Origin of the sequence: Tenacibaculum agarivorans (assembly GCF_001936575.1) — a bacterium.
GTDB lineage: Bacteria > Bacteroidota > Bacteroidia > Flavobacteriales > Flavobacteriaceae > Polaribacter > Polaribacter agarivorans.
Map to the genome: position 1 here is coordinate 149,342 of NZ_MSMP01000007.1, position 23,056 is coordinate 172,397.

The 23,056-nt window shown below is 30.3% G+C and carries 23 protein-coding genes and 1 tRNA gene; 17 read left to right on the forward strand and 7 right to left on the reverse strand.

Annotation, left to right across the window (positions count from 1 at the left end):
• The first annotated feature begins 77 nt into the window (after positions 1-77).
• The gene (locus BVC87_RS07150; RefSeq protein ID WP_075341678.1) at positions 78-1,142 is read left to right on the forward strand and encodes a branched-chain amino acid aminotransferase; all 1,065 of its coding nucleotides are present in this window, start codon (positions 78-80) and stop codon (positions 1,140-1,142) included.
• Positions 1,143-1,223: 81 nt separating this feature from the next.
• The gene (locus BVC87_RS07155) at positions 1,224-2,147 is read left to right on the forward strand and encodes a TlpA family protein disulfide reductase (RefSeq protein ID WP_075341679.1); all 924 of its coding nucleotides are present in this window, start codon (positions 1,224-1,226) and stop codon (positions 2,145-2,147) included.
• A gap of 36 nt (positions 2,148-2,183) precedes the next feature.
• On the opposite strand, the gene BVC87_RS07160 is transcribed toward BVC87_RS07155, so the two are convergent.
• The gene (locus tag BVC87_RS07160) at positions 2,184-2,570 is read right to left on the reverse strand and encodes a pyrophosphohydrolase domain-containing protein (protein ID WP_075341680.1); all 387 of its coding nucleotides are present in this window, start codon (positions 2,568-2,570) and stop codon (positions 2,184-2,186) included.
• Positions 2,571-2,663: 93 nt separating this feature from the next.
• Positions 2,664-3,386, reverse strand: coding sequence for an SDR family NAD(P)-dependent oxidoreductase (locus tag BVC87_RS07165; RefSeq protein ID WP_075341681.1), 723 nt, complete (start codon positions 3,384-3,386; stop codon positions 2,664-2,666).
• A 66-nt stretch (positions 3,387-3,452) separates the two neighbouring features.
• On the opposite strand from BVC87_RS07165, the gene BVC87_RS07170 reads away from it, so the two are divergent.
• Entirely contained in the window at positions 3,453-3,665 is a 213-nt protein-coding gene (locus tag BVC87_RS07170) for a hypothetical protein (protein WP_234974647.1), read from the forward strand.
• Here the strand turns inward: BVC87_RS07170 and BVC87_RS07175 are convergent.
• Entirely contained in the window at positions 3,662-4,582 is a 921-nt protein-coding gene (locus BVC87_RS07175) for an ion channel (protein WP_075341683.1), read from the reverse strand. The two genes, BVC87_RS07170 and BVC87_RS07175, sit on opposite strands and share 4 nt — an antisense overlap.
• 16 nt (positions 4,583-4,598) lie before the next feature.
• Positions 4,599-5,168: a DNA-3-methyladenine glycosylase I gene (locus tag BVC87_RS07180; RefSeq protein WP_075341684.1), complete on the reverse strand. Its 570-nt coding sequence runs from the start codon at positions 5,166-5,168 to the stop codon at positions 4,599-4,601.
• A gap of 97 nt (positions 5,169-5,265) precedes the next feature.
• On the opposite strand from BVC87_RS07180, the gene BVC87_RS07185 reads away from it, so the two are divergent.
• The 3 genes from BVC87_RS07185 to sppA all read left to right on the forward strand — a co-directional run bounded on the left by BVC87_RS07185 (position 5,266) and on the right by sppA (position 9,599).
• A complete protein-coding gene (locus BVC87_RS07185) occupies positions 5,266-7,314 on the forward strand; it encodes a protein-disulfide reductase DsbD family protein (protein WP_075341685.1) in 2,049 nt (682 codons plus the stop codon).
• A gap of 72 nt (positions 7,315-7,386) precedes the next feature.
• Positions 7,387-7,800, forward strand: coding sequence for a DUF6146 family protein (locus BVC87_RS07190; protein ID WP_075341686.1), 414 nt, complete (start codon positions 7,387-7,389; stop codon positions 7,798-7,800).
• Between the two features lie 50 nt (positions 7,801-7,850).
• Positions 7,851-9,599 (forward strand): signal peptide peptidase SppA, encoded by a 1,749-nt coding sequence (gene sppA / locus BVC87_RS07195; RefSeq protein ID WP_075341687.1) that lies wholly within the window; start codon positions 7,851-7,853, stop codon positions 9,597-9,599.
• Positions 9,600-9,651: 52 nt separating this feature from the next.
• On the opposite strand, the gene BVC87_RS07200 is transcribed toward sppA, so the two are convergent.
• Positions 9,652-10,410 (reverse strand): hypothetical protein, encoded by a 759-nt coding sequence (locus tag BVC87_RS07200; protein ID WP_075341688.1) that lies wholly within the window; start codon positions 10,408-10,410, stop codon positions 9,652-9,654.
• A gap of 449 nt (positions 10,411-10,859) precedes the next feature.
• Positions 10,860-12,113: a methionine adenosyltransferase gene (gene metK, locus BVC87_RS07205; protein ID WP_075341689.1), complete on the reverse strand. Its 1,254-nt coding sequence runs from the start codon at positions 12,111-12,113 to the stop codon at positions 10,860-10,862.
• 291 nt (positions 12,114-12,404) lie between these two features.
• Between metK and trxA the strand changes: the two genes are divergently transcribed.
• The 5 genes from trxA (at position 12,405) to BVC87_RS07230 (ending at position 16,236) form a co-directional block, all read left to right on the forward strand.
• Positions 12,405-12,722, forward strand: a complete 318-nt coding sequence (trxA, locus tag BVC87_RS07210; RefSeq protein WP_075341690.1) for a thioredoxin — start codon at positions 12,405-12,407, stop codon at positions 12,720-12,722.
• Positions 12,723-12,787: 65 nt separating this feature from the next.
• Positions 12,788-13,711, forward strand: a complete 924-nt coding sequence (locus BVC87_RS07215) for a DUF58 domain-containing protein (RefSeq protein WP_200799173.1) — start codon at positions 12,788-12,790, stop codon at positions 13,709-13,711.
• A gap of 66 nt (positions 13,712-13,777) precedes the next feature.
• A tRNA-Asp gene (locus tag BVC87_RS07220) sits at positions 13,778-13,851 on the forward strand.
• A 139-nt stretch (positions 13,852-13,990) separates the two neighbouring features.
• Positions 13,991-15,115: a ParA family protein gene (locus tag BVC87_RS07225; RefSeq protein WP_317041726.1), complete on the forward strand. Its 1,125-nt coding sequence runs from the start codon at positions 13,991-13,993 to the stop codon at positions 15,113-15,115.
• Between the two features lie 344 nt (positions 15,116-15,459).
• Positions 15,460-16,236, forward strand: a complete 777-nt coding sequence (locus tag BVC87_RS07230) for a HesA/MoeB/ThiF family protein (protein ID WP_075341692.1) — start codon at positions 15,460-15,462, stop codon at positions 16,234-16,236.
• Between the two features lie 101 nt (positions 16,237-16,337).
• Here the strand turns inward: BVC87_RS07230 and BVC87_RS07235 are convergent, their stop codons facing one another.
• Positions 16,338-17,096 carry a response regulator transcription factor gene (locus BVC87_RS07235; RefSeq protein ID WP_075341693.1) on the reverse strand — a complete coding sequence of 253 codons (759 nt, stop codon included), beginning with the start codon at positions 17,094-17,096 and terminating at the stop codon, positions 16,338-16,340.
• Positions 17,097-17,226: 130 nt separating this feature from the next.
• Between BVC87_RS07235 and BVC87_RS07240 the strand changes: the two genes are divergently transcribed.
• The 6 genes from BVC87_RS07240 (at position 17,227) to BVC87_RS07265 (ending at position 23,032) form a co-directional block, all read left to right on the forward strand.
• The gene (locus BVC87_RS07240; protein ID WP_075341694.1) at positions 17,227-17,901 is read left to right on the forward strand and encodes a hypothetical protein; all 675 of its coding nucleotides are present in this window, start codon (positions 17,227-17,229) and stop codon (positions 17,899-17,901) included.
• A 369-nt stretch (positions 17,902-18,270) separates the two neighbouring features.
• Positions 18,271-19,095 (forward strand): prephenate dehydratase, encoded by an 825-nt coding sequence (locus tag BVC87_RS07245; RefSeq protein ID WP_075341695.1) that lies wholly within the window; start codon positions 18,271-18,273, stop codon positions 19,093-19,095.
• A complete protein-coding gene (locus tag BVC87_RS07250; RefSeq protein WP_075341696.1) occupies positions 19,092-20,252 on the forward strand; it encodes a pyridoxal phosphate-dependent aminotransferase in 1,161 nt (386 codons plus the stop codon). The genes BVC87_RS07245 and BVC87_RS07250 overlap by 4 nt, the downstream gene beginning before the upstream one ends.
• Complete coding sequence (locus tag BVC87_RS07255) at positions 20,249-21,112, forward strand: prephenate dehydrogenase (RefSeq protein ID WP_075341697.1); 864 nt, start codon at positions 20,249-20,251, stop codon at positions 21,110-21,112. The genes BVC87_RS07250 and BVC87_RS07255 overlap by 4 nt, the downstream gene beginning before the upstream one ends.
• An 11-nt stretch (positions 21,113-21,123) precedes the next feature.
• A complete protein-coding gene (locus tag BVC87_RS07260) occupies positions 21,124-22,206 on the forward strand; it encodes a bifunctional 3-deoxy-7-phosphoheptulonate synthase/chorismate mutase type II (protein ID WP_075341698.1) in 1,083 nt (360 codons plus the stop codon).
• 73 nt (positions 22,207-22,279) lie between these two features.
• Positions 22,280-23,032: a DUF5995 family protein gene (locus BVC87_RS07265; RefSeq protein ID WP_075341699.1), complete on the forward strand. Its 753-nt coding sequence runs from the start codon at positions 22,280-22,282 to the stop codon at positions 23,030-23,032.
• Positions 23,033-23,056 lie beyond the last annotated feature (24 nt).

Consider the following 23,056-nt stretch of genomic DNA (forward strand, 5'->3'; position numbering starts at 1 on the left):
GTCTAGGTTTTACTTGTTTATTTCAATTTTAAGTGATCTCTATTTTGTACATTTGTTTAGAATCAAACATTAGTTTTATGAGCTCATCTTCAGACCTTAAAATCACTCCGGTAACAGCATCAAAAATAGCAACAGTAGATTTTGATAATTTAACGTTTGGAACTGTTTTTACAGATCACATGTTTGAATGTGATTTTAAAAATGGTGAATGGCAAACTCCAGTAATTAAACCTTATGGAAATATTTCTGTGCCTCCTTCTGCAAGAGTTTTTCACTATGGACAGGCTGTCTTTGAAGGAATGAAAGCTTATAAAGATGAAAATGATGATATTTTTCTTTTTAGACCTCAAGAAAATTATGAGCGTATAAACAAATCTGCAGAACGTTTGGCTATGCCTGCTTTTCCTAAAGAATACTTTTTTAATGGCTTACAAGAGTTATTAAAAATAGATACTGATTGGATTAAAAAGGGAAAGGGTAATTCAATGTACATTCGCCCATTTGTTATAGCTACTGAAGGAGCTATTTCTGCTTCTCCTGCACAAGAATATAAATTCATGATTGTACTTTCTCCTGCTCAGTCTTATTATGCTGGCGAGGTAAAAGTATTGATTGCTGAAAAGTTTAGTAGAGCTGCTAATGGAGGTGTTGGTTTCGCTAAGGCTGCTGGTAATTATGCTTCTCAGTTCTATCCTACAAGCTTAGCACATCAAAAAGGATTTCAGCAAATTATTTGGACAGATGCTAACACACATGAATATCTTGAAGAAGCTGGAACCATGAATGTTTTCTTTAGAATTGGAGATAAACTAGTTACCGCTCCTAATAATGACAGGATTCTAGATGGTGTTACTCGTAAATCTGTTATTCAATTAGCACAAGATAATAACATTGAAGTTGAAGTTAGACAGGTTACAGTAACGGAAATAAAAGAAGCTGCAAAAAGTAATACATTATTAGAAATCTTTGGTACGGGTACTGCGACTGTAATTAACCCTATCATAGGATTTAGCCATTCAAATGAAGAGTTTGACTTACCAAAACTAGACAATTCTTATGCTTCTTTCTTTAAAGAAAAACTAACTAATATTCAGTACAACATAGAAGAAGACCCTCATAATTGGAGAATAAAAGTGAGTTAAACAGCTAATAATTAATAGCTATAACTTAACATTTGTCAAGGTTTTTCATATATTTGTCTTCTGGTGAACAGGGATTAGAAAATGAAAAATATACTTACTACAATACTTACAATGGGGGTAACATTTTGTGTAACGTATTATGTGTTAACAAATGTTATTGACAAAAAAGATCCAATTTTAGACGGGATATCGAATAATCAGACTACACCTAATGTAGTGGATAATAGTACCGTTATAAACACAGAAGAAAGTGGAGATTCAAATGCTTCTCCAGATAATGAAATGCTTCCTGATGACTTAGATAAGTTTTTAGAATCTTATGAAAATTGGAAAGATTACTACCAGGAAAACATCAACTTATCTGCTGACTTTATCCCTATAGATATTGATGGTGAGGAAGTAGAAAAAGAATTCTTTTTAACAGAACTTACTTCGGGAGATTATGCACCTGTAAAACTTTCATCTAGTGATGAGATGTATCAGTTATATGAACTTGATGAAACCCAAGAACAAATTGGAGATTCTATAAAAAGAAGCGCTAACGTAGCTTATACTTACTTTAAAAAAGAAGGAACAAAGTTTCCTAAATTTAATTTTGTAGACTTAAATGGCACTCGCTTTTCAAGCACAAGTACAGCTGGAAAAATTTTAATTATAAAGCTGTGGTTTATCAATTGTAAAGTTTGTGTTGAAGAATTTCCTGAGTTAAACAAACTTTATGACGAATATGAAGCATATGAAGATGTTATATTCCTAAGTTTAGCTTTTGACAAAGCTGAAAAACTTAAAAAATTCTTGACCAAAAAACAGTTTAGATATCCTGTAGTTGCAGATCAAAAGGTTTTTATGACAGACAAAATTGAAGCGAAACAATACCCCACCCATCTTATTGTTGATGAAGATGGTAACATAGAAAAAATGGTGAGCAGCTTTAAACAATTAAAGGAAGCTCTTAATAAAATAGCTTCCCCTGATTTAACTGACTTTGAAAATGAATCTTTCTAGTTTTTAAGATTCATTTTCTTCTTTGTAAAATAGATTCTACTTTTCTAAAATCGCTTTAATATTGGGTTTAAAATAATTAGGCCCTTTCATAACCTTACCGTCTTCTCTGTATATTGGCTTGCCATCTTTTCCTAATTTACTCATATTACTACGTTGAATTTCATTAAAAACTTCGTCTATTTTATATTGCATTCCATGTTCTATAATAGTACCACATAAAATATAAAGCATATCCCCTAAAGCATCGGCAGTTTCTACTAAGTCATTATTTTGTACAGCTTCCAAATACTCTTCATTTTCTTCTTTCATTAAATTAAAACGGAGTAATTTTCTGTCATCTCCAATATTTACTTTTGGTTCTTCATGCATCCCCAAACCAAAAGCGGTATGAAATTCCTTAACTGCTTGTATTTTTTCTTTCATTTTAGTTACTATTCGTTTTTATTTCATTTAAATTAAACTTCGTTCATGTATTAAGACTCACTATACAATCAATACTATTAGTTGATTACTCAATTACATTACTTTTTTAAGAATCCAAGTTGGCACTATTTTAAGTACAAACGCTATTATTTTCCAGCGTTTAGAAATGTAAGCTATTCTCCTCTTTCGCCTTACTGCATTAAATATTTGTTTTGCAGCTTTTTCTAATGGAACCATCCAGAATATTCCATCTCCTAGTGCCATGGCAGTATCAACAAAACCTGGTCGAATATCGGTTATGAATACCTTTTTACCTTTAATTGTTTTGGTTTTAATATGTAAACTTTCTAAATATGCTTTTTGGTAAGCTTTAGAAGCAAAATAAGATGGTGCTTGTCTATTACCTCTTAAAGATGCAATTGAAGTTATTCCTACTAAATGCCCAAATTGTTGTTTTCTAAATAAATTAAAAGCTAAATCATATAATTTAGTTACTCCAAGCACATTGGTAAGAATAGTTTCTTCTTCTTTATCCCAATCCAATGCTGTATTTACATGACCAATACCTGAAGATTGAATTATTAAGTCTATATGTCCAAATTCATCTACTACTTGATGAAACACTTCTTCAACATGATCTACTTTTTGAATATCATTTTGTTTAATTAGTACTCGATCAGAATACTTAGTTGCTAACTCTTCTAACTTTTCTAACCTTCTACCTGTAATAGCAACATAATAACCATCTGCTATTAATAATTCTGTTAATGCTTTTCCAATACCAGAAGTAGCTCCAAAAATAAGTGCCTTTTTCATTTATTTAGTACTTTTGCTAAATGTACAAAGTATTATGTACAACTAAATTAATTAATCTGATAATTTATGTTGATAATAGCCGCTAAAATGTTTACTACAGGTAGAATTATTTTTGCTAGTTTTTTTGTAATTGCTTTTACTGCTTTAATGATTTTTAGCTACAAGAAAGATGCTAAAAACAATCAAAAATATTACCAAAATGCTGCATTATACGTAGCTATTGGTATTGTAGCTACTATAGGTTTATTATTCTTAGCTAAATATCTTATTAAGCACTAAACCATAGGTTCAACATCGCTTAATTTCTCATGATCTAACACTGTATATCCATCTTCATCAAAATTTGAAGAAGGAGCGTATTTAACATCGGTTAGAATCTGAGAGAACTTATATGATGTTGCCTGATATACTGTTTGTCCAAAAGATTCTTCATGATATTGGATCATAATATATAATCCAGCATCTAAATTTTTAATCTCCTCATTAGTTAAATGATATAAAGGACTCATCTCATCTATCGGATGAACTATTGTCCAAATAGTTGGTAGATATGTAATTTTATCTCTTTCTAAAGACAACCGGAAAAAACTCCTTTTATATTGTCCTGTTTCATCTTGTTCATTTATTGATAAATTGACCGTTACTTTGGGTTCTATCATTAATGTTTTTCTACTGTTCATCAATCGAAACATTAGTGCCCTTCCATCATTAAAATCTCTTACAATTAAATTATTACTAAAGCGAATAGCAGCTTTTGGTTTTGAAAATCTACCATATAATAATCCTGTGATAAAAGAAAAACTAATCAAACCTATTAGAGCTTCAAAAGCTGCAATCATATTAGCCGTTAACCCTTTAGGAGCTATTCCTCCATAACCTACTGTTGTTAACGTTTGCGCGCTAAAGAAAAAGCCATTTAAAAAGTCTCTAAAAGTATTGCCCGTAGAAGGCGTTATTTGTTCAATACCTATTAGCGTGTAGATAATTCCAAAGACAATATTTAATGCGGTATATCCTAAAATGACTAAAAGAAAAAATTGCCACCAACTCAACGCTATAAAGAAGGTATATAAATCCTCAATCCCAAATCTCCTGTTTATATGAATAATGTTAGAACTGCCATCTTTATTAATAGTCCCCTTTACATTTTTCGCTGATTTATATCCAAACCCTGGATCTTTACTCTTTTTTGCCATAATTATTTATCCCTATCTATAAAGATTTCACTTCATTGTACCTAAAACAATCCACAGTATGATCGTTTACCATACCTGTAGCTTGCATAAAAGCATAAATTACTGTTGAGCCCACAAATTTAAAACCTCTTTTTTTTAAATCTTTAGAGATAGTATCTGATAATTCAGTTGTTGCGGGCACCTCTTCTCTAGTTACAAATGCATTTTGAATAGGCTTTCCATTGCAAAACCCCCAAATATATTTTGAAAATGTTCCAAATTCGTCTTGCACTTTCATGAAAGCTTGAGCATTGGTTATTGTTGCTTTTATTTTTAGCTTATTTCTTATTATCCCTTGGTTTTGTAATAACTCATTATATTTTTCCTCCTGATATTCGGCTATTTTTTTGTAATCAAATTTATCTAAAGCTGCTCTAAAGTTTTCTCGTTTCTTTAGTATGGTTATCCAACTTAAGCCGGCCTGAAAGGTTTCTAAAACTAAAAACTCAAATAATGTTTCGTCATCATACACGGGTACTCCCCATTCTTCATCGTGATACTTTATATATAATGGATCATTAGTTACCCAAAAACAACGTTTTTTCATGATATAAATTTTGTTTTAAATTTAGTAAAAACCTAAACAATACTATTTGTATGAAAAAGGTTATTTTTACGTCTTACAGTTATAAACTTAAGGTACAATGAAAAACGTTTTTTTTCTACTCGTAATATTAATCAACACATTAAGCCATTCACAAGTATTTGAGCCTGTGCAATGGAAAACTAGTATAGAAAAAATTACTGATGATGAATATAATTTAGTTACTACTGCAATTATTGATAAGGGATGGCATTTATATGCTCAGGAAGTTCCTAAAGGTGGACCTAGACCTACTGTATTCACCTATAAACCTAATGATGATTATGAATTGATCGGAAAAACTATTGAGGAAAAAGGTGTTACTGAGTTTGACAATACCTTTAAAATGGAAATTAAGTATTTTGCAAAGAAAACTTCATTTAAGCAAAAAATTAAACTCCTAAATAAAGAGGCGAAAATTGATGTAGAAGTGCAGTTTATGGTTTGTGACGATGTACGTTGTTTACCTCCAAAAACAGAAGAATTAATTTTTTCTACTTCAGGCAAGGTTGCTAGTAAGAAAGATACAAAAGCAACATTAACAGACAATGAAGCTACACAATTATTATATGGACTCTCTACTGATAATTTCCAACAACCTACAGTAAACTTAAATACACTAGATAAAAACGAAGAGGGCAACACAAATAATAGTATTGAAAATAAAAATGACAAATCTTCTTTGCTAAATATTTTCTTAATAGCATTTTTCTCAGGTTTTGCAGCACTACTTACTCCTTGTGTATTTCCAATGATACCTATGACTGTAAGTTATTTTACCAAACAGAGTAAGAATAAAGCTATAGGAATTAGAAATGCTATTTTTTATGGAATATCTATTATAGCTATTTATGTATTATTAGGAAGTTTAATTACCGTGGTTTTTGGTGCCGATGCACTAAATCGATTATCAACAAACGTTTGGTTTAATGTTATATTCTTCGCTATTTTAGTATTCTTTGCTTTTTCATTCTTTGGTTTTTATGAACTTACTTTACCTAGTTCGTGGTCAACTAAAATTGATGATCAAGCTGATAAAAGTGGACTTATAGGAATCTTCTTTATGGCATTAGCTTTAGCTGTGGTTTCTTTTTCTTGTACTGGTCCAATAGTTGGAACTCTTTTAGTACAAGCCGCATCTAATGGCGGATTAGCTCCCGTAATCGGAATGCTTGGTTTCTCTATGGCTATTGCACTTCCTTTTGCATTATTTGCTGCATTCCCTGGCTGGTTAAATTCTTTACCAAAATCTGGAGGCTGGATGAATACCGTAAAAGTTGTTTTAGGATTCTTAGAACTTGCTTTAGCATTTAAGTTTTTATCAAATGCTGATTTAGTTGCACATTGGAACATTTTAAAAATTGAACCTTTTTTAGTTATTTGGATCTTAATTTTTGCGGGATTAGCCCTATACCTTTTTGGTATAATTAAGTTTCCACACGATTCTAAATTGCAAAAAATTTCTTTCCCAAGAATTGGATTAGGGATAATAATAGCTGTATTTACAATTTACTTAGTTACTGGTTTCAGGATAAATAAAACAACAAATACGTTTACACCACTATCTTTACTCAGTGGATTAGCTCCTTCCGTAGGATATAGTTTTTTATATCCTAATGACTGTCCGAATAACCTAAAGTGTTTTAAAGACTTAAAAGAAGGTTTAGCTTATGCAAAAAAAGAAAACAAACCTGTACTATTAGATTTCACAGGATATGCTTGTGTAAATTGTCGTAAAATGGAAGAACACGTATGGCCAATACAAGAAGTAGATGATGTATTACGTAACGATTATGTTTTAATCTCTTTGTATGTAGATGACAAAAAAGAGTTACCCAAAGATCAACAAATAGTAGTGAATAGAATTAATGGAGGAACCAGAAAGTTAACTTCATATGGAAATAAATGGTCACATTTTCAAACTGTATTTTTCCAGACTAATACACAACCCTACTATGTATTATTAAGTTCTGATGGTAAAAAAGTACTGAATACACCTGTTGGATACACTCCAGATGAACAAGAATATTTACGTTGGTTATTGGACGGAAAAGAGCAATCAAAAAACACTATAGACAATCTCTTTCAACAAACTGATTTATTAAAATAACAAAACATTAACACCCTAATTCACATAAACATATATTTAAATTATGTAAATTATAGATAAACTATATTTAATATGAAAAATCTGGTTTATTATTTAGGAATAGGAAGTGTTATAGTACTGTTACTTGCAAATTGTAATTCGACAAATACAGCTGTTAATTCTAATAACACAAAAGAAGAACCTGTTGTAATAAAAAACGATAGTCTGGAATATGAAATTATAATTTTAGACCCAGGTTTCAATACCTATTTATTAACCATCGCAAGACCTGAAGGCTATTTTTCTAAAGTTTATTTGGAGAATAGAAATCAATTATACGTACCTGTATGGAATATGAGAGTGTCTAATCCTTCTAGATATAATCCAAACATTTATTGTAATCTTATAGACTATGATCCTAATATTGATTATGGGTACGAAGTTAACTTTAAATTATTCAACTATTTCCAGTTCGCAGAGCAAAAATACAGAATGCGTCTCCGTTAATTAACTCGCTTTAAAAGTGTATATTTGCTAGCAATTTTTTAATAAAGAAAATGAAATTTTTACGCAATTTATTAGCATCCATCGTAGGTTTTTTTATCAGTATTTTTTTAATCTTATTAGTATTCATAGGTATTGCTTCTTTAGTAGGAAAAGAAGAGGTAATTGAAGTAGAACCTAACTCTATTTTAGAATTAGATTTAACATCGGCTATCAAAGATTATGCTCCTAAAGATGATAACCCTTTTGTAAAAGCTTTTAAATTAGACAAACAAAAACTTGCTTTAAACAATATTCTAAACGCTATAGATAATGCACAATTAGATGATAATATTAAAGGAATTAGTTTAAATACTACTTTCATTAATGCAGGTTTTGCTCAAACTCAATCTATAAGAACAAAATTAGAAGAGTTTAAAGAGTCTGGGAAATTCATCTATGCTTATAATGATGTATACAGTCAGAAAAATTATTATTTAAGTTCTGTCGCTGATAGCTTATTTTTAAATCCTGTAGGTCAAATTGATTTCAACGGTTTATCTTCTGAAATACTTTATTACAAAGATTTTGAAGATAAATATGGTATTAAAATGGAAGTTATTAGACATGGTAAATACAAAAGTGCTGTTGAACCGTATTTAGACAACAAAATGAGTGATGCCAACAGAGAACAAATTTCTTCATTTTTAAAATCTATATGGTCAGAAGTAACTGCTGCAATAAGTAACAACAGAAAAATTTCTGTAGAAAAATTAAATACAATTGCTGATAATTCAGAGGCTAGAAATGCAGAACTAGCAAAGAAAAACAACTTAATTGATCAAATTTTATATAAAGATGAATATGATAAGAAATTAGAAATAGCTGCCGATGTTAAGAAAGTAGAAACTATTTCAATCCAAGATTATATTGCTTCCGGAAAAGGACGAAAATCTTCAGTAGCAAAAGATAAAATAGCAGTGATTTATGCACAAGGTCAAATCATGTATGGTGAAGGTAATGATCGTATTATTGGACAAGGGCTAATTAATAAATCTATTAAAAAAGCTGTAAAAGATAAAAACGTAAAAGCTATTGTTTTACGTGTAAATTCTCCAGGAGGAAGCGCCTTAGCTTCTGAATTAATTTGGAGAGAATTAGAATTAGCTAAAAAAGAGAAACCTATTGTAGTATCTATGGGTAATGTAGCTGCCTCAGGTGGTTATTATATTGCTTGTAATGCTGATTTAATTGTTGCTGAACCAACTACAATTACAGGATCTATAGGAGTTTTTGGAGCAATTCCAAATGCATACGAATTATCTAAAAAAATAGGTATCAATGCAGAACAAGTTTCAACTAACAATAGTGCTAGCTATAGTGTATTTGAACCGATGAATCAAAAGTTTTATGATGTTACTAAAGAAGGTGTAGAACAAATTTATACCACTTTTGTTACTAGAGTTGCTAATGGTAGAAAAATGACTTTTGAACAAGTAGATGCAATAGCACAAGGTAGAGTTTGGACTGGAAAAGAAGCGCTTGCTAAGGGGTTAGTAGATGAATTAGGAGGATTAGATAAGGCTATACTTGCTGCTGTTCAATTAGCAGATATTAAAACGTATAGAATACGAAACTACCCCAACTATAAAAAAGATTATAAAGAAATGTTTAAACTTTCTCCTTTAGGCAAAGTGAACAAAGAAGAAATACTTAGAGAAGCTTTAGGTAACGAAAGCTATCAGTTGTTTGATCAAATTAATCAAATGAAAAATCTAAAAGGAATTCAAGCTAGAATGCCGTATATAATAGATATTAAATAAAAAAAGAGGGTTTCGTTTGAAACCCTCTTTTTTTTCACTGTTCTTTACTAAATTATTCATATGAAAAATCTACAGCTGTAGACTCTGATCCATAGCTATTTGTTAGAACTGATATAGCTTTAGTTGGATAGTTATCTTCATCATAATTATAACTTACCTCTATAGTTGACAATACATTACTCTCTCCATCCTTATACACAAATTTCACAGGATTATTTAAAGGAAGTAACTGTCTAGCTTTTATTAGTTCAGCACTTTGCGCCGCCATACTAAAATCCAACTGAACACCATCTAAAATATCAATTATACCTGCAGCTTCAAGTGTATAAAAGTAAAAGTTAGGGTTTTCGTCATATTCTATTTCCGCTGTTAAACTGATTACTTTATACGTTTGAGTATTGTAATCATATACTTCTTCCTTAAATAAAATTTTAGAAGGGTTCTTTCTAGCATCATAATCTAAAACTTCTCCTAATTCAAAAGCCTTATATGGTGATTGATATAAAGTTTCTACATTTAATGTTTCATTTACTCCTTCACCTGAAACATTTAGTAAATCTCCAGTATTTGCATACTGAAACGTACTCTTTTCATTGACATTACCAGTTTCAATCTTTTCAAGTCTTCCTTTTGAATCATAAAAAAAAGTAGACGATAAGTTTTCTCCACCTTGATTTGAAGAAATTGTCTTAAGCCTTTTTTTAGCGGCATCTTTATTTACCTGTTCAAAATCTTCAGTAGCTGTTTCGCTACATCCAATCCATAAAAAACTTAATGATAAAATTGAAGTGATAATTGTGTGTTTTTTCATAGTTAATAAATTTAAATTTCCAGCAAATTTATAAAATCCTCTAAAACAAAAAAGGGAAATGTTATCTTAATCACATTTCCCTTTTTTCGATATACTAATCTAATTCTCTAGTTATTTATTGCATAACTTGCTGCCTTTCCAGACTCCGCTAGTGCTTTTAAAAATTTTCTAGTAAAATCGTTAATCTTAATAAGTAATAATTTCCCCATGATACTTAATTTTAATCCCCTTTTGGTTGTTATTTATCACAAAGATATATCAAATGTATGCCTAAATATTTCAAATTTGTTTCACTACAAAACAAAAAATCAAAACATTATAAATCAATCACATAGGTGTAATAGATTTGAAAAATGTAACATATTCGGATGTTTTAGGACTGCAAATAAAAAAGATGCTCAATCAAAATTAAGCACCTTTATATTATATTAAAAACGATTACTATCTATTTATAGATCAAATACGTTTTTCACTTTATCTACATAATCTAACTTTTCCCAAGTAAATAATTCTACATCTAAAACTTTCTCTTGACCATTAGGTTGAACAAATGTTTTAGAAACTATTTCATTAGCTCTCCCCATATGTCCATAAGCAGCCGTTTCACTATACATTGGAGTTCTTAATTTTAATCTAGATTCTATAGCATGAGGTCTCATGTCAAAAATTTCAGATACTTTTTCAGCGATTTCTCCATCTGATAATGAAACTTTTGAAGTTCCGTAAGTATCAACAAAAATCCCCATAGGTTCTACAACTCCAATAGCATAAGACACTTGCACTAAAACTTCATCTGCAACTCCTGCAGCTACTAAATTTTTAGCAATGTGACGTGTTGCATAAGCTGCACTTCTATCTACTTTACTAGGATCTTTTCCTGAAAATGCACCTCCACCATGGGCTCCTTTTCCTCCATAAGTGTCTACTATAATTTTTCTTCCTGTCAATCCTGTGTCTCCATGAGGTCCTCCAATCACAAACTTCCCTGTAGGATTAATATGATATTTAATATCTTCATTAAATAACTTTTGGATTCCTTCAGGTAATTTAGCAACTACTCTTGGAATTAAAATTTCCTTAATATCTTTTCTAATTTTATCCAACATCACATCATCAGCTCCAAATTCATCATGTTGAGTAGAAACCACTATAGCCTCAATACGTTGTGGTACATTATCATCAGAATATTCAATTGTTACCTGACTTTTAGCATCTGGTCTTAAATAATCTATGTCTTTTCCTTCTCTTCGTAAAGCTGCTAATTCTTTTAAAATTAAATGAGATAAATCTAATGCAAGAGGCATATAGTTCTCCGTCTCATTTGTTGCATAACCAAACATCATCCCCTGATCACCAGCTCCTTGCTCTTCTTTCTTAGCCCTATCAACTCCTCTATTTATATCATCAGATTGTTCATGTATTGCAGAAAAAACTCCACATGAATTCCCATCAAACATATATTCACTCTTAGTATATCCAATTTTGTTAATTACATTTCTAGTAATTTTTTGAACATCTAAATAAATATTAGACTTTACTTCTCCAGCTAAAACTACTTGACCTGTTGTAACCAATGTTTCACAGGCTACTTTTGCATCTGGATCAAACGCTAAAAAATTATCTATTAAAGCATCGCTAATTTGATCAGCTACTTTATCTGGGTGTCCTTCAGACACACTTTCTGAGGTAAAAAAATATGGCATATTTATATTGCTTCTATAATTTTAATAAATTGAAAAACTTTATGAGGTATAATTGGTCGTAAAAGAAAGCTAACATTACTGTTTTAGCATTTTTTTACGAGGTCGCAATCAGAACAAATCTTTCCTCAAAAAAGCGGGACAAATTTAATATATATTTATATCACTTTAAAAATTATACTCACATATATTTAAAAAATTGATATTTAGATAAAAAAAACCAATCTCTAGCGCATTGATAAAAGTGAAATAAATTACTACATTTGTAATTATAAATACATAAAAGGCAAAAGAATGGCATTAGAAATTACAGATACATCATTTGAAGAAATAGTACTAAAATCAGATAAACCTGTTTTAGTTGATTTCTGGGCAACTTGGTGTGGCCCATGTAGAATGGTTGGACCTATCATTGACGAAATTAGCGAAGAATATGAAGGTAAAGCAGTGGTTGGAAAGGTTGATGTAGATGCAAATCAAGAATTTGCAGCTAAATATGGTGTAAGAAATATCCCAACTGTACTAGTATTCAAAAATGGTGAAGTAGTAGCAAAACAAGTAGGTGCTGCTCCTAAAAAGGCATATACTGATAAAATTGAAGCTGCATTATAAGCTTGAATATTTAAAATTAAATAAAAAAGGTTTGACAAATGTCAAACCTTTTTTATTTTCGGATAATGGGAATAGAACTTTCACAACTTAAAGACTCAGAAATAAAAAATCTTGACCTACTTGCTAAACAAGTGGTTGAAGGTTTCATAACAGGAATGCATAAAAGTCCATTTCATGGATTCTCAGTTGAGTTTTCGGAACACAAACTTTACAACAAAGGTGAAAGTACAAGACATATCGATTGGAAGCTTTTTGCAAAAACAGAAAAACTATACACCAAAAAATATGAAGAAGAAACAAACTTGAGATGTCATATTATTATCGACAACTCTTCTTCTATGCATTATCCAATCAAAAGCACGCAACAATTAAATGATTTAAATAAAATTGGTTTCTCGGCTGTTGCTGCTGCTTCTCTAATTGAAATTTTAAAAAAACAACGAGATGCGGTAGGTTTAAGTATTTATTCAGACACCTATGAATATTATGCTCCAGAAAAAGGAAGTGAAAGACACCGAAAGCTACTTGTAAGCCAATTAGAGCAATTATTAATCTCAAAAGCTACATCTACTACCGAAACATATAAATATCTACATGAGATCGCAGAGAAAATACATAGAAGGTCTTTAATATTTGTTTTTACAGATATGTTTCAAACCAATAAAGATCATGAGGAGCTTTTTAATGCACTTAGACATTTAAAACACAACAAGCACGAAGTAATTTTATTTCATACTTATGATAAACAACTTGAAGTTAATTTTAATTTTGATAATACACCTAAAAAATTCATAGATATTGAAACCAAACAGGAAATTAATATCTATGCCGATACTGTAAAAGACAACTATAAAGAATCTATAGAGTTATTTTTCAAAGAATTAAAAAACAAATGTCTTCAGTATAAGATTAGCTATGTACCTGTTGATATTAATGAAGGTTACTCCAAAATTCTTACCTCTTATTTGGTAAGCAGAAATAAATTTTAATTTTTTTTTTAAAAAAGTTTGCAGAATCGAAAAAGCGTCTTATATTTGCACCCGCATTACAGCAACGGTCTGGTAGTTCAGCTGGTTAGAATACATGCCTGTCACGCATGGGGTCGCGGGTTCGAGTCCCGTCCAGACCGCGAAAAGCTTCTCAAATTTTGAGAAGCTTTTTTTATTTTAAATACTTCACTTCAAAAAGAACATATTTTTTTGTAGATCAAAATCTTACATTTTGTAATACTAAATATTTTAGTATTTTTAGTACTGTAATTTAAACAGTTGATACATAAAGTGGGAAAAGCTATAGCTATCTGTAACCAAAAAGGCGGTGTAGGTAAAACTACTACTTGTGTTAACTTATCTGCTGCTTTAGGAATACTTGAGAAAAAGGTTTTAGTTGTAGATACTGACCCACAAGCCAATGCATCTGTATCTTTTGGTTATTCTTCTAAAAAAACAAATAATCCTGCATTACAGTTTATGAATTTTATTTCTGTCATAAGAAATAACATCATTAAAACTAAATCTCCTAATGTTGATTTATTGCCCTTTATTGAAGATTTAAACTTTTTTGAACCCTCAGAAACATCAAAATTCAAAAAAGCAATTCAAACTATAAGCAATTCATACGATTATGTACTTATAGATTGTGTTCCTTTTTTTAAACGAAAAAACTTAGAAATCCTAGAAAGTTCTGATTCAGTAATAATTCCTGTACAATGTGATTATTATGCTTTGGAAGGATTACATCAATTTTTAAAGACTGTACGATTTGTACAAAAAAACTTAAATAGCAAATTATACATAGAAGGTTTTTTACTAACAATGTATGACAAAAGATTGAACCTCTCGAGAAAAGTTGAAGATTATGTCCGTAGCTATTTTGACAACCTTGTGTTTAACACACTTATACAAAGAAGTTCTAAGATAACTCAAGCCCCAAGTTATGGAGAAACCATTTTAGAATATGATATTAGCAGCAAGGGAGCAAAAGCTTATCTACAACTAGCTACTGAGATTATAGCTAAAGAGCCTGTTGCTGAACAAGTCCATGACTTTTCTATCCTTCCTGAAGAAAGTGAATGTATTTTTCAAAATAAAACATTAGCTAATCAAAATGGTTTAGAAGCTAAACATGATAGTATTTTTGAAAAAATCCTACACCCAAATGAAACAATCCCAAACCTAAACACTTCAAAATTCCCTAAAAACTTTGATGCATTAATCAATTTAAATAAATTCTATATTGAAAAAATAATGGGACCTTGCTACAAAAACCACTTCGGTAACATTTGGATTTATAGGATTAAAAATTCAAATATTTTTAAGAAGAGATTTCTATTCCTATACTTCAAAAATAATATTGTTACACACTTTGACACTAAATGGTTTATTAAGCTATAAAAGCACATTAAATAAACTCATTCTAATCAACGCTAAAGCACTGTAAACTTTAGCACAAACAAATTCCTTTATCTAAATTTGAAGTATAAAGAAATTAAATGCGTTTATACAAAACGAATAACAGTTAAAAAAAACACAAACAATTAGTTAGAGGATTTCTTTTCCATTAATATTTCTCGTAGTTTTATTTGATTAGGGATTAGTTTTTCTTTTCTCTTTTAAGCAGAGGACCAATTTTAAGATTGGTCCTTTTCTAAATATTAACAGTATTAGTTAAATACACTAAACTTTTGTGTAGTACAATATCACTAGCAAGCAATTATCTTTGATATAAACCATAAGAAATGATACAACAAACAGAACATCGCTATATCAGAAATAGATTATACATATCAGACCAAGAACAGCAACAGATAAAAGATTATTCTATAATTTTAGCTGGATCTGGTATTGGTAGCATAATTGCTGAGTGCGCATTAAGATTAGGTTTTGAACGTATTACTATAATAGATGGTGATCAAGTTGAGTTATCAAATTTAAATCGACAAAATTATACTGAAGAAGACATAACTAGAGATAAAGTAGAAGCCATAAAAGACCGATTATTAGCTATAAATAGCGAAGCTACTATTACCGTTTTTGATGAATTCATCACTGAAAATAATATAAGAGGTTGTATTGAGGGACACCAAATAGCTATTAATGCACTAGATTTCTCCTCTGAAATCCCTCTATTATTTGATCAAATTTGTCAAGAAAACAACATTCCTGTAATCCATCCTTATAATCTTGGCTGGGGCGGCTTGGTAACTGTTATTTGCCCTAAGGGTCCATCTTTGGATATTTTAAAGAGAGCAGATGAAGAAGAGTTTAATGAAATAAATGTGGTAAAATACGCTACTAGTTATTTAAAGTTCTGGGGAAGCCCACACGATTGGATCGATGATATTTTAGAAAAATATAGTAACGAGAAAAAAAATCTACCTCCTCCTCAATTACCAATTGCTTCTTGGACAGTGGCAGGAATGACCACGCATTTACTTTTTAATATAGCCACTCAAAAAGAATGTAAAACATTTCCAGAATTTTACATATCAACCATTATGGGAGATTTAAGCTAACACAAACCTTAAACAAGTTTTTAATTAATTTTATAAAAGAATAGTATTTCCCGATACGATCCAGTATCGGGATTACTTGTAGTAGTAGCATTCTCGTTAAATTAAATAAGCCTATTATTAGTTACATACACAATAGCTTCAGATATATTGACTACTTCTAGTTTATCAAACAATTTCCTTCTATGAAATTTCACTGTATCTGGTGATACAAATATGGCTTCAGCAATTTCATTAATTTTATAACCCCTGATTGAATAACGTAAAATTTCTTTTTCTCTACTGGATAACGTAATTCTTTCCTTTGTTCTCCAAAAGTCTCCATCTAGGTCATATTCAAACACTTTATTATCACCCTTCTTGTACACCTTAATATTTCCAGAATCTTGTTCAGCAGATAACGAAATAATACAAATAGCTTTCCAAATCTTCCCTTCTTTAGTTAAAAAAAGAGGAGTTAATTTTTGATTGATTAATAATTCTTTACCATCATTATTTTTTAAATGAAAATCGTAAGAAATCATATGATTTTTTCTTTCCTCTAATGGAATGGTTTCATAAAAATCAAAACCAATTGTATTTATTTTCAGTAAGAGATCTAAATCTGTTTTAGTTACATACTTAAAATAAAATGCATATCCCATTTCTACAACTTCCTCCGCTGTATGCCCGCACAAAAACAAAGGATTATCAGAAACATACTCAAAACCCTTTTTCTGATAATCTATGATATATATACTCTTATATGTTGTTCTTGCAAAAGCCTTAACAGGCTCTAAATAATTGACTGTTTGCATGTACTCAAAATCAGAAATCTGATTAACGGTATTTTTATTAGAAAAAAAATCGTTAATTCTGGCCATAAATAAGTTGCTGTAATAGTTAGACAATCAAAGATATCCTTTTTTTTACTCAATAACAATGATACTACACTTAAGTGTAGCAATTCACATATAATACCTAGATAGTTTTAAAGCCTAAATACTTAAAATTATGATTACTAAAAACTATCACTTAGAGAGATTATCAAAAAATCAGGTTTCTAATCTTGCAGAATTTATTGTTTTAGAAAACTTCAAACACCACACTAATCAAGTCCCTAAAAACTATCAAAATGAAGTAAACGACATCCATCAAGAAGAGATGAAATTCTTTCATAATGCTGAAATTTTTGTCTCTAAAGACTTACTCGGTACAATCAATGGTGCTATCAGAGTTTTAAAATGGAATTATAAAGATATACTTCCTATTGAAAAAATTTTTGGGATAAACCCACTAAACTATATTGTAAATAAAAATGTAAATCACATTTATCACATTGGAAGGTTTGCCATTAATAGTAGCTTAAGAGACATTAACCTATTTAAAAAATTAATGCTTTGTGCTATTGCTCCAGTTTGTAAAGACCAAAACAATATTGCTTTTGCAGAATGCGATAACAAACTTTTAAGAGTACTTAATTTACTCGGTATTAAAGCTGAAATTGTTGGTGAATCTATACATTACTTAGGGTCTGAAACTATCCCCATAGCACTTACCTATGATGGATTAATCAATTTTTTAAATACGAATAAACGTTTATTAAACGAACTCGAGCATGAAACAACAACTACTTTATCTAATAGAACAGCTTTATTAAATACTGATTACACTTATTCGGTAGCATAAATCATCTACACACAAACTATATGGTATTAATCAACTGAAAACAAAACATATGAATCATTATTCTTTTGCATAAAACATTATTTTACATGCAATTAAAGCGCTGTCTTTTCTTATTTTGAAATATTTTCACTCTTTTTTTATAATTATCGTAAAAATTAAAAAATCGAACACCTTTAATTTGTTTTTATCAATTTAATATATAGATTTGTTTCGAATTAATTAAAGAAATTATTATGTTCAATAATTTATGGAAAGCTTTTTATTTTAACTTTTACTATTTTAGTAAGAGTGAGGCTTTGTATCATAAATTTTAAAACATTAAAATTATATAAATATAAAGCCTCGGATTTCCGAGGCTTTTTTTTTACAATGAAAAGAATAGCGATACAAGGAATTGAAGGAAGCAACCACCATATAGTTGCTGAAAAATTTTATCAAGAAGACATTACTTTAGAAAAATGTTTATCGTTTGACGCTCTTGTCGAAAGTTTAACCAACAAGAATTCAGACCAAGCTATTATGGCTATTGAAAATACCATAGCTGGCTCTATAATTCCAAATTATGCGTTAATAGACAAATACCAACTTTATATTTCTGGAGAATATTACCTACCTATACATCATCATTTAATGGCATTACCTGGACAGGGAATTGAGCATATTACCGAAGTCTGTTCACATCCTATGGCATTATTGCAGTGTAAGGATTTTTTCAAAAAACATAGACATATCAAATTAATTGAAGATGTGGATACTTCTGCTATTGCAAAGAGAATTGCTGAAAAGCAATTAACAGGTGTTGCTGCAATTGCTCCTAAAATGGCTGCAGATATTTTCAACTTAGAAGTTATAGAAGATGAAATCCAAACCATTAAAAATAATGCTACACGTTTTGTAATTCTTCAAACTTCAAACCCTGAAAATGGAAAAGACCAAATTAATAAAGCATCATTAAAATTTGAGTTAGATCATAAAAGAGGGAGTTTAGCAACGGTTTTAAATGTAATGAGCGATTGTAAATTGAATCTAACTAAAATTCAATCTTTACCAAAAATTGAAACGCCTTGGAAGTATGCATTTTTTGTTGATGTTACTTTTAACACCTATGAAGATTATGAAAAAGCCAAATCAATTATACAAATTATGGCCACAGATTTTAAAATATTAGGAGAATATAAAAACGGAAGATTATGATACAGTTTGCAGATCGTTTAAATACCGTTCAAGAATACTATTTCTCAAGAAAATTAAGAGAAGTACGACAGCTAATTGCTGAAGGTAAACCTGTAATTAACATGGGAATTGGAAGTCCAGATTTACAGCCTCCTTCTACTGTAATAGAAGCTATTCAACAAAGTAGCACTGAAATTGGAGCACATAAATACCAAAGCTATCAGGGAATTCCAGAATTGCGTGAAGCTTTTTCAGAGTTTTATGCTACTCATTATAACGTAAATATTAATCCTCAAAACGAGGCATTGCCATTAATGGGAAGTAAAGAAGGAATTTTACATATTTCTCTAGCTGTTTTAAACGAAGGAGATCAGGTTTTAATACCAAATCCAGGATACCCTACGTATACTTCAGTAACAAAATTAATTGGTGCATCTCCCCTATTTTACGATCTATCCGAAGAAAATGAATATCAACCTAATTTTTCGGAATTAGAACAATTAGATCTAACCAAGGTAAAATTAATGTGGGTAAACTATCCTCATATGCCTACAGGTGAAAATGCAAAAAAAGATACATATACTAAGCTAATAGCATTTGCAAAAAAACACCATATTCTAATTGTAAATGATAACCCTTATAGTTTTATATTAAATGATAAACCTTCTAGCATTTTAAGCATTGAAGGTGCTAAAGATGTAGCTTTAGAACTAAATTCTTTAAGTAAAACATTTAATATGGCAGGTTGGCGTGTTGGAATGGTGTTAGGAAATGAGAATTTTCTCAACCAAGTTCTAAAAGTAAAAACACAAATGGACTCAGGAATGTTTTACGGTATTCAAAAAGGTGCAATTGAGGCTTTAAAAACTTCAAAACAATGGATTCAAGACCAAAATGAAACCTATAAAAAAAGAAAAGATTTAATTTTTCAATTGGCACAACAAATGCAATGCTCTTTTAGTAAAGATACAAGTGGATTATTTGTTTGGGCAAAGCTACCTGAAGCAAAAAAATCTGAAGAATTTATAGATCAATTACTACATGAACATCACATTTTTGTAGCTCCTGGTACTATTTTTGGCTCTCAAGGTGAAGGTTATATTCGTTTTTCTTTATGTATTGATGAAAATAAAATAAAAGAAGCTATTAACCGATTAAAAAAAGTAGCCGCTTTATGAATGTATTTATAATAGGAATAGGATTGATAGGTGGTAGTATTGCTAAAGATATTCGTAATACATATGGTAATGCTGTTTTATTTGGAATAGACAATAACGAAGAGCATATCAAAGAAGCCATAGCTTCAAAAATTATAGATAAACAAGCTTCTTATAATGATTTAAAGAATGCAGAAATTGTTGTTATCTCTGTACCTGTTGATGTGTCTTTACAATTAATTCCTGAAGTTCTCGATCTTATTCCTGATACTTGTTTAGTGTTCGATGTAGGATCTACCAAACAACAAGTTTGCGAAGTAATTAAAGAACATCCTAAGCGAAGAAACTTTTTAGCTGCGCATCCAATTGCTGGAACTGAATTCTCTGGTCCTTCTGCTGCAATAGAAAATTTATACAAAGGTAAAACCAATATTATTTGCGAAGTAGAAAAGACAGCTTTTAAACTTCAGGAAAAAGCACTAGAAATTTTTGCTGAATTAGGAATGAGGATACGATATATGGACCCTGTTTCTCACGATAAACACATAGCTTATGTATCTCATTTATCGCACATCAGTTCATTCATGCTAGGAAAAACAGTCATAGAAAAAGAAAAAAATGAACGAGACATTTTTGACATGGCTGGAAGTGGATTTGCATCTACTGTACGTTTAGCAAAAAGTTCTCCTGCAATGTGGACACCAATTTTCAAACAAAATAAAAACAATGTAGTAGAAACACTAAATGAATACATTCAAAATTTAAATCATTTTAAAACACTTTTAGAAAATGATGATTATTCAGCTATTTATGCTGAAATGGAAAACACAAATCATATAAAACAAATATTAAACGGAATACAAGAAATAAAACTCCACTAAACTATAATCAGATGGAAAACAAACAAGAATTAAGAACATGGCTAGATGATTTCAAATTAAATCATCCTTTAGTAATTGCAGGACCTTGTAGTGCTGAAACTGAAGATCAGGTATTAAAAATTGCTCACGAATTAAAAGATAGTGACGCTACAGTTTTAAGAGCTGGTATTTGGAAACCAAGAACTAGACCTGGAAATTTTGAAGGTGTAGGAGCTTTAGGTTTAAAGTGGTTAGAAACTGCAAAAAAAGAAACAGGTATGTTAACTACAACAGAAGTAGCTAACAAAACACATGTAGAATTAGCCTTAAAACATGATATAGACATCCTTTGGATTGGAGCTAGAACTACAGTAAGTCCTTTTATAGTTCAAGAAATTGCTGATGCTTTAGAAGGAACTGATAAAATTGTTTTAATTAAAAACCCAGTAAATCCTGATTTACCATTATGGCTAGGAGCTTTTGAACGTTTTTATACTGCTGGAATTACAAAACTAGGAGCAATTCACAGAGGGTTTTCTACTTATGAAAAAACCAGATATAGAAATAATCCTAACTGGCAAATTCCTATTGAATTACAAAATCGTTACCCTGATTTACCATTAATTTGTGATCCATCTCATATTGCTGGTAGAAGAGATATCATTTTTGATATTTGTCAAACTGCTCTAGATTTAAACTTTGATGGTTTAATGGTAGAAACACACTACGATCCAGATAATGCTTGGAGTGATGCCAAACAGCAAATCACACCAACTACACTTATCCAAATGATGGAGGATTTAAAAATCAGAAAAGAAACAGATACTGAAGCTGATTATAGAAATGCGCTAAATACATTAAGAACACAAATTGATGTTGTAGATCATCAACTTATTGAAATGATGGGAAAACGTATGAGAATTTCTGATTCTATTGGTGAGTTGAAAAAAGAGAAAAATGTAGCTATTCTACAAACTAAACGTTGGAATGAAATCCTTGGCAAAATGATTTTAGAAGGTGAAGAAAATAATTTAAGTGAAGAGTTTGTACTTAAAATATTTAAAGCGATACATCAGGAAAGTATCAATCATCAGAAAAAAATTATCAGTGCATAAAATAGTCAATAAAAAAAGCGCAGTATTGCGCTTTTTTTTATTTTCTTTATTGGACTAACCAAAGTCCTACCCTATGAAAACTATTTCTTCTATAGATGATGTGATTCAAATACTACAAGATATTATTGATGAATCTAAACAAAATAAATCTCCTTTAGGTTACTTTGCTGCCTTATACCAAAAAGTTACTATTAAGGTAAAAGAAGGAATTCATAATGGTATTTTTGAAGATGGACCTAGAATGGAACAACTTGATATTATTTTTGCAAAAAGATACATTGATGCCTATTATAATTTTCAGCAAAATAAACCTATCACCTCTTCTTGGGAAGTTGCTTTTAATTTATCTAAAAAATTCTGGCCCACCGTACTCCAACATCTTCTCGTAGGAATGAATGCACATATCAATCTGGATCTTGGAATAGCTGCCTATGAAGTTGTTGAAGGAAAGGATATTCAGAATCTTAAAAATGATTTTTATAAAATAAATGATGTATTAGCTTCTTTAGTAAATGATGTTGAAAATAATTTAGCTACCATTTGGCCTTTCTTACAAAAGATTTTAAAATTTACCCGTAAAGTTGATAACTTTCTAGTGGATTTCAGTATGGAAATTGCTAGGGATGGTGCTTGGGATTTTGCTGTAAAACTATCTAGTACTTCGCCTAATGAAATTGAAAATATAATACATAACAGAGATCTAAAAGTAACTGAAACAGCTTCATTAATAACCAATCCGGGATGGATAGCTGATCTTATTTTTGGCATTGTCAGATTAGGCGAAAGAGGAACTATTCCTCAAAAAATAAATGATTTAACCGAGTAATCTTATACCTAAGATCAATATTTT

Excerpts from the sequence above, each read along its gene's own strand:
- BVC87_RS07150 (WP_075341678.1), top strand. The coding sequence starts at position 78 with ATGAGCTCATCTTCAGACCTTAAAATCACTCCGGTAACAGCATCAAAA.
- BVC87_RS07155 (WP_075341679.1), top strand. The coding sequence starts at position 1,224 with ATGAAAAATATACTTACTACAATACTTACAATGGGGGTAACATTTTGT.
- BVC87_RS07160 (WP_075341680.1), bottom strand. The coding sequence starts at position 2,570 with ATGAAAGAAAAAATACAAGCAGTTAAGGAATTTCATACCGCTTTTGGT.
- BVC87_RS07165 (WP_075341681.1), bottom strand. The coding sequence starts at position 3,386 with ATGAAAAAGGCACTTATTTTTGGAGCTACTTCTGGTATTGGAAAAGCA.
- BVC87_RS07170 (WP_234974647.1), top strand. The coding sequence starts at position 3,453 with ATGTTGATAATAGCCGCTAAAATGTTTACTACAGGTAGAATTATTTTT.
- BVC87_RS07175 (WP_075341683.1), bottom strand. The coding sequence starts at position 4,582 with ATGGCAAAAAAGAGTAAAGATCCAGGGTTTGGATATAAATCAGCGAAA.
- BVC87_RS07180 (WP_075341684.1), bottom strand. The coding sequence starts at position 5,168 with ATGAAAAAACGTTGTTTTTGGGTAACTAATGATCCATTATATATAAAG.
- BVC87_RS07185 (WP_075341685.1), top strand. The coding sequence starts at position 5,266 with ATGAAAAACGTTTTTTTTCTACTCGTAATATTAATCAACACATTAAGC.
- BVC87_RS07190 (WP_075341686.1), top strand. The coding sequence starts at position 7,387 with ATGAAAAATCTGGTTTATTATTTAGGAATAGGAAGTGTTATAGTACTG.
- sppA (WP_075341687.1), top strand. The coding sequence starts at position 7,851 with ATGAAATTTTTACGCAATTTATTAGCATCCATCGTAGGTTTTTTTATC.
- BVC87_RS07200 (WP_075341688.1), bottom strand. The coding sequence starts at position 10,410 with ATGAAAAAACACACAATTATCACTTCAATTTTATCATTAAGTTTTTTA.
- metK (WP_075341689.1), bottom strand. The coding sequence starts at position 12,113 with ATGCCATATTTTTTTACCTCAGAAAGTGTGTCTGAAGGACACCCAGAT.
- trxA (WP_075341690.1), top strand. The coding sequence starts at position 12,405 with ATGGCATTAGAAATTACAGATACATCATTTGAAGAAATAGTACTAAAA.
- BVC87_RS07215 (WP_200799173.1), top strand. The coding sequence starts at position 12,788 with ATGGGAATAGAACTTTCACAACTTAAAGACTCAGAAATAAAAAATCTT.
- BVC87_RS07230 (WP_075341692.1), top strand. The coding sequence starts at position 15,460 with ATGATACAACAAACAGAACATCGCTATATCAGAAATAGATTATACATA.
- BVC87_RS07235 (WP_075341693.1), bottom strand. The coding sequence starts at position 17,096 with ATGGCCAGAATTAACGATTTTTTTTCTAATAAAAATACCGTTAATCAG.
- BVC87_RS07240 (WP_075341694.1), top strand. The coding sequence starts at position 17,227 with ATGATTACTAAAAACTATCACTTAGAGAGATTATCAAAAAATCAGGTT.
- BVC87_RS07245 (WP_075341695.1), top strand. The coding sequence starts at position 18,271 with ATGAAAAGAATAGCGATACAAGGAATTGAAGGAAGCAACCACCATATA.
- BVC87_RS07250 (WP_075341696.1), top strand. The coding sequence starts at position 19,092 with ATGATACAGTTTGCAGATCGTTTAAATACCGTTCAAGAATACTATTTC.
- BVC87_RS07255 (WP_075341697.1), top strand. The coding sequence starts at position 20,249 with ATGAATGTATTTATAATAGGAATAGGATTGATAGGTGGTAGTATTGCT.
- BVC87_RS07260 (WP_075341698.1), top strand. The coding sequence starts at position 21,124 with ATGGAAAACAAACAAGAATTAAGAACATGGCTAGATGATTTCAAATTA.
- BVC87_RS07265 (WP_075341699.1), top strand. The coding sequence starts at position 22,280 with ATGAAAACTATTTCTTCTATAGATGATGTGATTCAAATACTACAAGAT.